Consider the following 12,833-nt stretch of genomic DNA (forward strand, 5'->3'; position numbering starts at 1 on the left):
CATTAACCGAAGCCCACAGTGAATTATGCCGGTCTCTTACATGAGATACCTGTTTTCTGGAGAGCCGTATGCGGGAAAACCGCACGTACGGTTCGGAGGGAGGGGAGCCAGTAATGGATAACTCCCCTACCCCTATCATATCATGGACGGGACATCTTGCACCACAATAATCTGGTTCTTGCGCCAACATAATCTGGTTCTTCCCCCTTTGCATTACGGAATCAATACGGACTCATTACGGACTAAGTCCGTATTGACTCCGTAATGCTAAGGAGCAAGACAAGGTAGTCCGTTCATTATCAACAACTTAAAACTTAGCGGGAAAATCGGATAATCCCTGAAAGCTTTCTTGTCCGCAACCCCGGCAATTTCAAAACTTGACAAAAGTGGGGCTTTGTCCACAGTGAAACAAACATAAATAAACAGGATGCAAAATGGTAAAACTCAAACCGGATCTATCGAACCTAAAGGAATATTTCACAATGCATTATCCTCCGGAGAAAGTGGCGGCGGCGCAGACCGCTTTCCTCAAAAAACTCTCCGAACTGATGCATGCCCACTATCGGGGAAAGATGCAGACCCTGCCCAAAACCGGGATCTGGGGTTTCAATTGGTTCAATGTTTGGTACACGCCGGGCGTGTCCGCGGTTTCGACATCCATCCGAGATGACGAAGAGCGATCCTATGATCTTTCCAACCGTGGAAACCTCGTCGCGGTGGTTAGCGACAGCACTCGGGTGCTCGGAGATGGAGATTGTCATCCCTCCGGCGGGCTTGGTGTGATGGAAGGCAAAGCCATGCTGATGAAATACTTAGGCGGTCTGGACGCCATCGCGTTGTGTGTCAATAATCGCGATGCCAATGGCAAACCCGATCCGGCGCGTTTAATCGAATTTGTCAAAATGCTTGAGCCATCCGTCGGCGCGGTCAATCTTGAAGATATCTCACAGCCAAATTGCTACCGGGTGTTAGAGGAACTACGCGAAAGCTGCGGCATCCCGGTTTGGCATGACGACGCGCAAGGAACCGCTTGCGTGACTTTGGCGGGTTTGATCAACGCTTTGCGGCTCACGGATAGAAAGATGGAGACTATCAAGACCGTGCTTTTTGGCGCAGGAGCTTCGAACACGACCATTGCCAGCTTCCTTTTGCAATCCGGTCTCGATCCTGCCAACCTCATCATTTTCGACAGTCGCGGTGCGCTGCATAAGGATCGAGCCGATATCAAAACCAATCCCGATAAATACAAACAATGGGATATGGCACAAAAAAGCAATCCCCAAAAACTGAATACGATGGAATCAGCAATGACCGGAGCAGATGTGTTGATCGCGCTTTCCACTCCGGGACCGGATACGATCAAGCCGGAATGGATCAAGCTGATGGCTAAAAAAGCAATCGTTTTTGCCTGTGCCAATCCCGTTCCGGAAATCTATCCCCACGCGGCAAAAGCGGCAGGAGCATATATCGTTGCCACCGGCAGGGGTGATTTTCCCAATCAGATCAACAATTCCTGCGGTTTTCCCGGCATCCTCAAAGGCGCTTTGTTAGTGCGGGCGAGCAAGATTACGGATAATATGGCAATCCGCGCCGCGCATTCATTGGCGGATTTTGCGTTGCGTCGCGGCATCAATCCCGAAAATATCGTTCCGACTATGGACGAAGCGGAAGTCTTTGCCGTGGAAGCCGCCGATGTGGCGATGCAGGCAATCGCCGATGGCGTGGCACGGGTTTCCAAAACCAGAGATCAGGTCTTCAATGAGGCAATGCGGGATATCGGTCATGCCCGTGCTATGTGCCAAAAGCTGATGCAGGACGGATTTATCTCTCCTCCGCCGGAAGCTTTGATAGACAGGGCTTTGGAGCATAGCTGCCACCTGATCAATCCTGCCTGATATGAGTTTCCCTACCAATACGACTGATCGGGATTGGGTCTGATGATCAAGCTGAAACCGCTTCTCAAGCCGCTGTTCTTTGCTCTCAAACTGCTATTGACGGGATATATCCTGTGGCGGATATTTGCCAGGATCGCTTTCGTGGATGTGCTGCAAAGCATTTTGGAGTTGCCCACCTGGCTGATCCTGTTTCTGATCCTCAGCAGCGTGTTGCGGCATCTGATCCAATACCAAAACTGGCGATTCTCTTTGCAGCTCAATCCTTTTTACCGTGAAAACAAACGCGATGTTCTCACCTCCTATCTGATCGGTTTGCCCTTGAGATTTCTGATCCCCGGAGGTTCCGCCAGCATGGGAAAAGTGCTGTTTGTGGATAACAGCAGCCGCCACGCTTCCCTGTTTTCCTTTGGTGCGGAGAGGGCTTTTCAGACCTGGGCGACCTGGACTTTTGCCCTCGCGGCAGGGCTTTTCTATTTTGGCGGCAGTGCTTTGGTATGGGTGCTTGTCGGTTTTGCCGTCATCGCTTTGGCGCCGCTTTGGGCTTATGGGATTTTTGGTTTGTTTGAAAAGAGCCGTGTCCTGATGGACGGATATCGCCAAAAAGCACCCAAAATAGCTTCCTTGCAACTCTTTGGCGCTCTCATCATGCATCTGCAATACTGGTTGATCCTCCGGCAAAGCGGTGTGATTCCATTGTTTCAATCCTTGATGCGGATGTCTTTGACCAATTTTGCAAACAGCATTCCGGTCACAGTAGCCGGCTTAGGCTTGAGGGAATCCTTTGCCATTCATTTCCTCGCGGACGCGGGTTTCAATCCCGCTCAGGCAGTGGCGGCGACGCTCACACTTTTCATCTTTCAGGATATTCTTCCCGGCATCGCCGGTGCTTTTGTGCTGCTCTCGGCAAAGCGCAAAACCTATTAGCTGAAGCCATTCCCGTTTCAAAACTCGCAGTGCGCCATTGCTTGGTATTAAAGGGCTTAGGACATTCCCCAAACGGTGGATTTAATCCGGCAAGTTATATTTTGCTTGACAGAAAGAGGGAAAAAAAACTTTTGGCAAAACCTAATCAAAAAAGTGGTCCAGTAACTCAGCGGTAGAGTATCTGCCTTTTAAGTAGAGAGTCGCTGGTTCGATCCCAGCCTGGATCACCATTAGTTTGCGACCCCTTCGTCTATCGGTCAGGACTCAAGATTTTCATTCTTGCAAGAGGGGTTCGATTCCCCTAGGGGTCGCCAAATTATATTGGAAAGTGAGCAGGGGTATCATCGGATTTGCGTCCCGTTCGTCTAGTGGCCTAGGACTCGTGATTCTCAGTCACGCAACAGGGGTTCGATTCCCCTACGGGATGCCACAAATCGCCTGCCCGATTTTCTATTCTCAGTTATTCTCCGAATATTTTCTCAAGTGGTTTGCTAATTGCATCATAATGGACAAACTCATACATAGCAAAATAATAGCAATGGAACATAAATTACAATATGTTGGATGAAAAAAAACAGAGCGAATTGCTCGAGCCGGAAATCTTTCCGAAGAAACGTCTGAAGCTCAGCTATCAGTATGGTGGAGTGAAGCGCACGCTGAAGTTGCCGCCCTTTTACATGGGGATCATTTTGGTGATCTTCGCGGGGATGCTTTTTTCGACCGTTTTGATGTTATTCAAAGGTGGTTCAGCCGGTAATGCGCAGTTTCAAAGCAGGCTGGAATCGGAAAACAAACTGCTTCGCGCCAAGCTGGATATCTATTCCACCACGGTGGATTCCATCTATCAAAAGATCGATTCGCTGCAAGTGAGAAGCACCTCAACCGACAAAGCTCAGGACTATCCCTATTACAGCGGCGGCGGAGCTTTCTCATCGGCAAAGAGCGGCGGCGATCCTGCGCTGCGTGCCAGGCTCAGCGAGATCGACAGCAAACTGATGTATATCCTCGCGTTTTTGGGCAGTGACGTTCCGCAGGGACTGATCATCACAGACCACAGCGAAACCATCCCCAAAAGCGGAGACGGTATTCCATCGATCTATCCCACTTTCGGAAGAGTGTCCGATGGCTGGGGTTTGCGCTTTCATCCCATATTTGGAACCCTCGAATTTCACAACGGCATCGACATTGCCAACCACACCGGCACCCCTATCTATGCCACTGCCGATGGTGTGGTGCATACCGTGGATTATGACAGCGGCTATGGCAAGCGCATCATCGTTTCCCACGAAGAGGGCTATGAATCCATGTATGGGCATCTCTACAGCTATCAGGTGCAGCTCGGGGATCGCGTGAGAAAGGGTCAAATCATTGCCCTGATGGGGGACACAGGTATTTCCACGGGTCCGCATCTGCACTATGAAGTGATTCAAAACGGAGAAAAGATCAACCCCATCGCCTATCTGAACAGGATCGATACCGATCAATTCGCCGGTCGCTGAGTCCAGCCATGAAACGTGCCTGGCTCTTTCCAGATCACTGTCCCGGAGAGCTTTTTTCAGGGTATGACAGCATCGACTACCGGGACACGATCATCGCCATCGACGCGGGACTGGAGTTTCTGCATCAAAAAGGCATCATGCCGAATCTCATCATCGGAGATTTCGATTCTCTATCCCCCGATCTCTTAAAAGCTTATGCCGATGTGCCTCTGCAATCTTTTCCATCAATAAAGAACGAAACCGATAGCGAACTGGCGCTGGATTGGTGTCTAAAAAACGATATCCGCGAGATCATCATCTGCAACGATCTCGAAGGCAGATTTGATCACGCGCTGGCTTTGATCCAAAACATGCTCAAAGCGCACAGGTGCAACACTTCATGCCGCATCGAAAGCGAGCGGCAATGCGCATTCTTTCTGGCATCCCACACTTCGCTGCCATCATTGAACGGAGCCACCCTTTCCCTACTCAGTTGGGGGGAAAAAGCCATTTTCGGCTTTAGCGCCGGGCTTGCCTATCCGCTAAACGGTCTAGAGCTTCGGGATACGCTTTCACGCGGGCTCAGCAACATCATCACCTCCGATGAATGCAGTATCAAGCTGGTCTCAGGCACCGTATTGGCGATCATCACGAAATAACAATTGACAGAAAATCTCTACTTATTTACTTTGACAGGTAAAACATGATGAGTGTGACAGCATGAACGAAGAAATGAAAAACCTTAGTTTCGAACAGGCAATGAAAGCCCTCGAAGATGTGGTAGCGCGCCTATCCGACAGGGATACGACCCTCGACCACATGATCGTCCTTTATGAAGAGGGGATGAACTTTATGAAGCTCTGCCGCGTCAAACTGGCGGAGGCGGAAACCAAAATCGAGATCCTCAACAGCAAGTTTGCTCAAGAAAACCTCAAAGAGGGAGAAAATGGATAGAAAGGTGTTCCTCAAAAAGGACATGAAAGAAAAGCAGGAGCTGGTCAATATCATCCTCGACCGCTTCCTTCCCCGCAAGGATGAATATCCTAAAAACATCCATAAGGCCATCCGCTACAGTGTCTTCGCGGGCGGAAAACGCCTGCGCCCCTATCTCACCATGCTGGCTTTTCAGATGTATGATAAAAACGTGGAGACGATCACTCCCGTGGCGGCGGCGATCGAAATGATCCACACCTTTTCCCTGATCCATGACGATATGCCGGATATCGATAACGACGACTTTCGCCGCGGCAAGAAATCCTGCCACGCGCTCTTTGGCGAAGGGGAAGCGCTGCTCTCCGGGGACGCGCTTTTGATCGGCGCTTTTGAGCTAATCACCCATGCAGAGATCGATGCCAAACTGCGCATCCAGTTTGTTCGCGAGCTTGCCGAACAATGCGGCATCAATGGTCTGATCGCCGGTCAGATGGTGGATATCGAATCTGAAGGCAAGAAAGTGGACAAAAAGACCCTGCATTATATCCATAACAACAAAACCGCCAAGCTGATCAACCTGAGTCTCCGCTTTGGCGCCATCGCCGGCGGCGCTCCACAGGAAGAGCTCAAGATCATTGAAGTATATGGCAATTACATCGGCTTGGCATATCAGATCATCGACGATCTTTTGGATATCGAAGGCGATCCCGAAGAAATGGGAAAATCCATCGGCAAAGATGCCAACGTCCAAAAAGCCACCTTCCCCTCCGTCTATGGCATCGAACAATCCCACAAACACGCGCAGGAAATGATCTCCAGGGCAAAGCAAAGCATCGCCAAACTCGGTGATAAAGCGATACTGTTGAGCATTTTGGCGGATTATCTGCTCACCCGTAAATCATGAAGATACGCTATCGCCTGCTCACCCCTTCCGCGGTTTCCCCATTGAAGATGACTGAACACAGCGCCGGCTTTGATCTCAGTGCCGATCTCAGCGAAGCATTGGTTTTGCCGCCCGGCGACCGTTTTGCCGTTCCTACCGGAGTGGCGATTGAAATCCCCCATGGACATGAGGCGCAGATCCGCCCTCGCAGCGGTTTGGCGATCAAATTGGGTTTAGGAGTTTTGAATAGTCCGGGAACCATCGATTCCGACTACCGCGGAGAGATCAAGGTCATCCTTTTCAATGCCGGAGCACAGGACATCGTTGTTCAACCGGGCATGCGCATCGCTCAGATGGTCATCTGCCCCGTCAGCATCTGCACTTTGGAGGAAACCGAGCAGCTAAACGAAAGCGAGCGCGCGGAAGGCGGGTTTGGGCATACCGGACATTAGGGGATTTGACAATGAAAAAGCTAATATCTCAGATAAATAAACTGCGCGAGGAAAAACAAGCGATCATTTTGGCGCACAACTATCAGGCGGTTGAAATCCAGGAAATCGCGGATTTCACCGGCGATTCATTGCAGCTTTCGATCATGGCGAGCAATACCGATGCCAGGATCATCGTCTTTTGCGGAGTGCTATTCATGGCGGAAACGGCAGCGATGCTCAATCCCTCCGCCAAGGTTCTGCTTCCCGCTCTCGATGCAGGCTGTCCCATGGCAAACATGGTCACTGCGGCACAACTCATACAGTTCAAAGCGGAGTATCCAAACTCGGTGGTGGTCTGCTACGTCAATTCCAGCGCGGAAGTAAAAGCGGAAAGCGATATCTGCTGCACATCTTCAAACGCTGTCAAAGTGATCCGATCGATCCCTGCCGACCAGCCAATCCTCTTTGTTCCTGATCAAAATCTTGGTTCCTGGGCGGGGAAAGAAGCCGGTCGCGAGGTCATCACCTGGGACGGTTATTGCCCGATCCACCATTGGGGGATAGATATCAACCACGTGAAAAAAGCCCGTAAAGCCCACCCCGATCACGCTTTGCTCGTTCATCCCGAATGCGACGAAGGCGTGGTGGAGCTTGCCGATTACGTGATGTCCACCAGCGGGATGGTAGATTATATCGGGAAACATGACAAGGCGATCATCGGCACGGAGCTCAATCTAAGCTTGATGCTGAAAAAGAAATATCCGGAGAAATCCATCGTCCCGCTCAGCCGCGCCGCCGTGTGCAAAAACATGAAGAAAACCACCCTGCAACTGGTATTGGAAGCCTTGATCCACGAACAGCACCACATTCAGGTGGAAGAAAGCGTTGCCGCGCGGGCGATTAACAGCCTGAATCGCATGATGGAGCTTTCTGGGTGAGAGCGTGGAAAGGTGCTGATCGAGTGCAAGGTTCAGAGATTTTTTCACCACAGAGCGACAGAGGGATCAGAGTATGAGAAACGGAGAATTGGAAGGATGGAAAGGTGCTGATCGAGTGCAAGGTTCAGAGATTTTTTCACCACAGAGAGACAGAGGGATCAGAGTATGAGAGATCAGAGATGAGAGAAAAGACCTGGATTCCAGCCTCCTTCGCTGGAACGACGGGCGCAGAGCCTGTTCACCCTTCCAACTTTCCACCCTTTCACCTTTCAACCTTTTCACCTTTCAACCTTTTCACCTTTCCACCAGTCAACAATAGTGATCCGCGTCGATCTTCCCTTTGCCGGTAAATACCTCGATCAGGACAAAGACGCCCAGGCGGTTTCAAGCGTTGCTGCGGCTTTGCAAAGCGCCGTGATCCAAGGCTGCGACGAATCCCCAAGACGTGTGCTTGAATTTGGCAGTGGTTGCGGGATCGTCAGCATCATGTTAGCGCTGCAAAGACCACTTTGGCAGATTACCGGAATCGAGATCCAAACCCCTCTGCACAAGCTCGCTCTTCAAAACGCAGCGCGCTGCGAAGTGTCGGTCAGCTTGATCAATTCTGATATCAGAACCTTCACGGCAGATGAGAAAGCGGATTTGATCGTCTCCAATCCACCCTGGCAAAAATCCGGCAGCGGCATCCTGAGCCCCTTTGACAGTAAAAACATCAGCCGTTTCGAGATCAGGTGCACGATGGAGGAACTGCTGGAATCCGTGAAACGAAACCTTCATCCATCCGGAAGCGCGTATCTCATCTATCCCCGCGATCGCGAAAAAGACCTGCAAATAACGGCAAACAAGACTTTTCTTGACATAAATGACAGCCTTGCCGCTGCTGACCTCAAAAATCATATTATCTGCCATATCAGGCACAAAGGAATGAATTCATGAAAGCACATTTTTTCCTGACCATCGTGCTGATCACAATCGTGCTGATCGGTTGGACATACATCAACTACAGTTTTGAACATAGCAAACAGGCAAAGCTGGATCAGCTTTCCCGGCTGCCGGTCTATATCTACGTGGCGGACACTACGAAAGTGGCGCCTTTGATGATTGCCTTGGCGGAACACACCGAATTACAAAGAATCAGCCTGGAAACGGGCTTGCAGGCAGTGCGCGAACTCGCCGAAGCCTATCAGCTCCCGCATACTCAGTCCATGCTTGAGGAATACAGCTATCCGGACGTCATCACTTTGGTCTTCAAACCGATCAAGGAGTCCTTGACCGCCAAAGCCGGAATCATCAATGCCATCATGCTGCAGCAGATAGAGATGACGGATATCGACAGCCAGTCCAACGCTTGGTTGATCGTGGAAACGGAGCTTAAAGTGCTGAACCTGCAGTGGTTGATATTTACTCTGTTCACCGGGCTGATCCTCATGGTGCTCTTTGTTTTCGCCCGCTTGAGTTTGGAGCTCAGGGTACTCCTGAAACAAAAACGCCGCCTCGTATCGGTGGTCGATCTGATCCGTCATAAGAGCAGTACAAACCGCCACACCTGGATGCTGTTAGTGATCCCCATCCTCGTATCCGTCGGAATCTATTATCTTGCCAATGTTCTGGATTTTATCAAAGCACCGGTGGATTGGATCTTTGTCGCTATCCAGTTAGTTCCGCTGATATTGGGGACTCTTGTCATTCTCATCATCCTCAATCTATATTCGCACGATGCCAGCCTTGGTCTCGAACCCATCGTGGAGGGCGAAAGCTTTGATGCGCGGGATTCCTAACGCGCTCACCTTGCTGCGGGTGTTGCTCATCCCGGTATTTCTGTATTACACCTTTTCTCCCCAGGGATCGATCGCGATCGCACTGATCATTTTTGCCGTCGCGTCCTTCACGGACTTTCTGGACGGATATCTGGCACGGCGGATGAAGGTGATCAGCAATTTTGGCAAGCTGATGGATCCGTTGGCGGACAAGCTTCTGGTGCTTTCAGCGTTGGCGGGGCTCACCTGGCTGCCTCCTTTCAGGCTGCATATTGCCATCTTTTGCGTCATCCTTGTGCGTGAGCTTGCCATCACAATCCTGCGTGAAATCTACAAGAAAAAAGGCATCATCGTGCCGGCGGACAAACTTGGTAAGATCAAGACCCTCATGCAGATGAGCGGAATCATCGCCGCCTATGCGCTTTGGGCATGGCATGACCCCATCCCATCAGAGCTGATAACGATCATCGCGATCTGGTTTTGGCTGGTTGCGGGGATTACATTATCTAGCGGATTGAATTATCTCATCGGCGTCAAGCTGCCGCGGGAGGAATCATGAAATACGCCTTTTTGACAATGCTCGCCTTGCTGCTGGCTCTTTCATCCTGTGGAAGAGGCGACGGAGACAAGGGCTTTTACACAAAGTTTAATGACCTGATTGATCACTCCAAACCCATCGCTTTCGGCGAGGATGAAGATATCTATGTCTTTTGCGGAACGCAGAACTGGGCAAGGCTCGAAACCCTCATCCGCTCTTCCGTCGAGCGCGAAGTGGCACTGGTTTACAACGAGAAGTACTTCTTCATCACCCCCGCCGATATCAAGGAGATTGATCAACTCAGCAAGTATAAAAACCTGCTTTTTATCGGCAGCTTGGAAGCCGGCGATCCGGTATCCAACCATATCCGCCAAAGTCTATCCCCGGATCTGATTGATCGGGTTAAAACCAGCGGCGGTGATCTCTTTATCACCAAAAACCGCTTCACGCGTGATCAACTCATCCTGCATCTGGTGGCAAAGGACGATGGCCGCTTGGTGGATCTCGCCAATATCCAGGCAAACAAGATTTTCGACACCTTGCTGGATCGCTATCGCAAACGCCTTGCCTACCACGCCTATCAGATCAAAGTGATCACTGAGGATTTCTTCCAACCCTATCCTTTTTCACTGAAAATACCGGAAAACTACAGCCTCTATTCCAACGATCCGAAAAACAACTTCCTGTCCTTTATCTACCGCGCCCGCTTGCAAAACCGCGAGATTCCGGATAAATATATCTCCGTCCATTGGGTGGAGATGGAAACCGATAAAGTGGACGAAGCCTGGCTGCTGCAAAAAAGAATCGAGATCGGGGAACGCCATTTCGATGGTGACGTGCTCGATCCCACCAAACTGCGCACGGAGAAATTCAACTTTGCCGGCTTTGAAGGATTTCGCCTCAGCGGTCCTTGGGAAAACCGCAAACACATGATCGGCGGCGCGTTTCAGAGCTATGCTTTCTGGCATCCCCAAAGCAGGAAGGCGTATTTTGTGGACAACAGCGTCTATTTCCCCGCCGGAAACAAGCTCCCCATCTTAGCTGAGCTGTTTATGGTATCTTCCAGCCTGAAGATTAAATGAGGACATTTTTCCTCACCGGCATCGCGATCTTCACATTGATCGTAATCTCCGCCTGTTCCGCCAATAAAACCGATTCGCGGTTGATGCCGGAAACCGGCAGTCCAAACCCATGCTTCCAATCCATCTATTACTATACGGTGGCGTCTTTATTCCATCATCGGGCGGACTTTGCGACTGCCGATCAGCTCTATAGAAAAGCGCAGGACAAAGATCAGAACAGCTATCAGATCCAAAAACAGATACTGCTAAATTCTGTCTATATGTTTGGCAATAAACAAATAACGCAGGAAGCCCTGCAGAGCCTGCTGGAACGCGGCAAAAAAGAGATTCTCTTTGATAATGAACTCCTCAACGCCGCTTATTCTTTCTATAACAACGTTGCCGACACCGCCAATCTGACCTGGGCGATCAACGAATTGGAGAGCCGTTATCCCAGTGCCAGATCGATGATGATGCGCTATCTATTTGATGCCATGCACAGCGGCAGGGTGGACACCGGGCGGCTTTTTATCGCCTTGGATAGAGCGCAAAAAAGTCCCGAAGACCTGATGCTGATGGCGCAGCTATTTGGCCCAACTATACCCAATATCTCGATCCCCGCGCTTGTCCGGCTTGGCGAGATAGCTCCATCGGAAGAATCCGGTAAGATGCTGGCCGAGTTGATCCTCAGCCTTGATGACGACTCCAAGGCAAGAGCTCATTTCAACGCCTATCTCTATCCTCAGGACAAAGCATCGATGTTGTTTTTCCTCAACCAGGCTTTTGAGCTTAAGCGTTTTCGACTGATCACGTCTCTGGCTCCTTTGATCATCTCCACGCTTGATTATGAGTGCTGCTATGTGCTTGCCTACACGGCGTTTACTGAGCATATACCGGATTTGAGCGAGCAGATCGATCAAGCTTTTCGCAAAAGCGGAATCGGCAACTTTCCAGATACCTTTCTCTTTTCGCTATTGGTCACGGACGGATTGATCAGCGGCAGAGACATCCGGCATCTTCTTCCACGCCTGCAAAGCGCGAAGGATTTTGAAAACATCCTCACCTACTATTCGATCAAAGGCAAGATATTGCTTGAGGAAGGACTTCTCAGCGGGAAAGAAAACATCTACGCAGAATTTGTCGATATTGCCATCGAAAGCCTTCCCGAATCGCCGGCGCGGGCTTTTCTTGTTCTGATGGCTCAATCGATCGCGGAAAATAAAGAGTTGCCGGCCTTGCTCGAGGCGAAACGCAATCTGGTCTTGCAGCTCTTTGCGCAAGAATACTATAACCGCGACGATATCGAATTTCTCGGCGACTATTATTTCCGCAACAAGCTTGATGACAAACGGATAGCCCTGCTCTACAAAGCCGTGGAACTCTATCCTGAGGATGCGGACTTTCTGAACGATCTCGGCTATACTTTGTTAGTTAATACAGATCACATCGCCGAAGCGGGAGACCTGATCAACAGAGCGATCGCCATCGAAGCAGACAACCCCTTCTATCAGGATAGCATGGCTTGGTATTTATATCTGATCGGAGATTATTCCGCAGCCCGAAACCACATCAACATCGCCATCAAGCATGAGACCCTCCCCTCAGAGATATACTATCACGCCGCCATGATCCATCTGAAACTGGGAGATACCGAGAACGCCAGACTCCATTTTCAAAACGCGATCGACCAAAACAACGACGAACAATATGTGAACCTGTCCAAGGCGGAGCTAAAGAAACTCCGCGCGGTTAAATAAGTTGCGCAGGATGCCGATCCTGCGGAGCGATAGGTCTCAATCTTGGTCTCACACTTGGTCTCCACATGTGTCTCAACAACTGTCTCCAAACTGTCTCACAACTGTCTCAAAACTGTCTCAAAACTGTCTCACATCTCACCTCCTCGCAGCAACGACAAGCTGCGCTACATCCAAAGCGTTAATCAAGCGTAATAAAACTAACGCTTGATTAACGCTTGATTAACCCAACTTTACCACT

The 12,833-nt window shown here is 50.3% G+C and carries 13 protein-coding genes and 3 tRNA genes; all 16 read left to right on the forward strand.

Annotated features, from left to right (window positions below; genetic code table 11):
• The first annotated feature begins 434 nt into the window (after positions 1 to 434).
• The 16 genes from Q8M98_09355 (at position 435) to Q8M98_09430 (ending at position 12,595) form a co-directional block, all read left to right on the forward strand.
• Complete coding sequence (locus tag Q8M98_09355; GenBank protein ID MDP3114971.1) at positions 435 to 1,895, forward strand: NADP-dependent malic enzyme; 1,461 nt, start codon at positions 435 to 437, stop codon at positions 1,893 to 1,895.
• Between the two features lie 42 nt (positions 1,896 to 1,937).
• Entirely contained in the window at positions 1,938 to 2,819 is an 882-nt protein-coding gene (locus Q8M98_09360; GenBank protein ID MDP3114972.1) for a lysylphosphatidylglycerol synthase domain-containing protein, read from the forward strand.
• Positions 2,820 to 2,974: 155 nt separating this feature from the next.
• Positions 2,975 to 3,049 (forward strand) — tRNA-Lys (locus Q8M98_09365).
• A gap of 9 nt (positions 3,050 to 3,058) precedes the next feature.
• Positions 3,059 to 3,133, forward strand: a tRNA-Glu gene (locus Q8M98_09370).
• Positions 3,134 to 3,173: 40 nt separating this feature from the next.
• Positions 3,174 to 3,249: transfer RNA gene (locus Q8M98_09375), tRNA-Glu, on the forward strand.
• A 127-nt stretch (positions 3,250 to 3,376) separates the two neighbouring features.
• A complete protein-coding gene (locus Q8M98_09380) occupies positions 3,377 to 4,318 on the forward strand; it encodes a M23 family metallopeptidase (GenBank protein MDP3114973.1) in 942 nt (313 codons plus the stop codon).
• A gap of 8 nt (positions 4,319 to 4,326) precedes the next feature.
• A complete protein-coding gene (locus tag Q8M98_09385; GenBank protein MDP3114974.1) occupies positions 4,327 to 4,956 on the forward strand; it encodes a thiamine diphosphokinase in 630 nt (209 codons plus the stop codon).
• Between the two features lie 61 nt (positions 4,957 to 5,017).
• Positions 5,018 to 5,251: an exodeoxyribonuclease VII small subunit gene (gene xseB / locus Q8M98_09390; protein ID MDP3114975.1), complete on the forward strand. Its 234-nt coding sequence runs from the start codon at positions 5,018 to 5,020 to the stop codon at positions 5,249 to 5,251.
• Positions 5,244 to 6,134, forward strand: coding sequence for a polyprenyl synthetase family protein (locus tag Q8M98_09395; protein ID MDP3114976.1), 891 nt, complete (start codon positions 5,244 to 5,246; stop codon positions 6,132 to 6,134). Before xseB ends, Q8M98_09395 begins: the two co-directional genes overlap by 8 nt.
• Entirely contained in the window at positions 6,131 to 6,565 is a 435-nt protein-coding gene (gene dut, locus Q8M98_09400) for a dUTP diphosphatase (protein ID MDP3114977.1), read from the forward strand. Before Q8M98_09395 ends, dut begins: the two co-directional genes overlap by 4 nt.
• Before the next feature lie 11 nt (positions 6,566 to 6,576).
• Complete coding sequence (gene nadA, locus Q8M98_09405; GenBank protein ID MDP3114978.1) at positions 6,577 to 7,482, forward strand: quinolinate synthase NadA; 906 nt, start codon at positions 6,577 to 6,579, stop codon at positions 7,480 to 7,482.
• A 318-nt stretch (positions 7,483 to 7,800) separates the two neighbouring features.
• Positions 7,801 to 8,418, forward strand: coding sequence for a methyltransferase (locus tag Q8M98_09410; GenBank protein MDP3114979.1), 618 nt, complete (start codon positions 7,801 to 7,803; stop codon positions 8,416 to 8,418).
• Positions 8,415 to 9,260, forward strand: a complete 846-nt coding sequence (locus Q8M98_09415) for a hypothetical protein (GenBank protein MDP3114980.1) — start codon at positions 8,415 to 8,417, stop codon at positions 9,258 to 9,260. Before Q8M98_09410 ends, Q8M98_09415 begins: the two co-directional genes overlap by 4 nt.
• Complete coding sequence (gene pgsA / locus Q8M98_09420) at positions 9,244 to 9,798, forward strand: CDP-diacylglycerol--glycerol-3-phosphate 3-phosphatidyltransferase (protein ID MDP3114981.1); 555 nt, start codon at positions 9,244 to 9,246, stop codon at positions 9,796 to 9,798. The genes Q8M98_09415 and pgsA overlap by 17 nt, the downstream gene beginning before the upstream one ends.
• Positions 9,795 to 10,859, forward strand: coding sequence for a DUF4837 family protein (locus Q8M98_09425; GenBank protein MDP3114982.1), 1,065 nt, complete (start codon positions 9,795 to 9,797; stop codon positions 10,857 to 10,859). Before pgsA ends, Q8M98_09425 begins: the two co-directional genes overlap by 4 nt.
• The gene (locus Q8M98_09430; protein ID MDP3114983.1) at positions 10,856 to 12,595 is read left to right on the forward strand and encodes a hypothetical protein; all 1,740 of its coding nucleotides are present in this window, start codon (positions 10,856 to 10,858) and stop codon (positions 12,593 to 12,595) included. Before Q8M98_09425 ends, Q8M98_09430 begins: the two co-directional genes overlap by 4 nt.
• Positions 12,596 to 12,833 lie beyond the last annotated feature (238 nt).

The organism is Candidatus Cloacimonadaceae bacterium, from assembly GCA_030693415.1.
Classification (GTDB): domain Bacteria; phylum Cloacimonadota; class Cloacimonadia; order Cloacimonadales; family Cloacimonadaceae; genus JAUYAR01.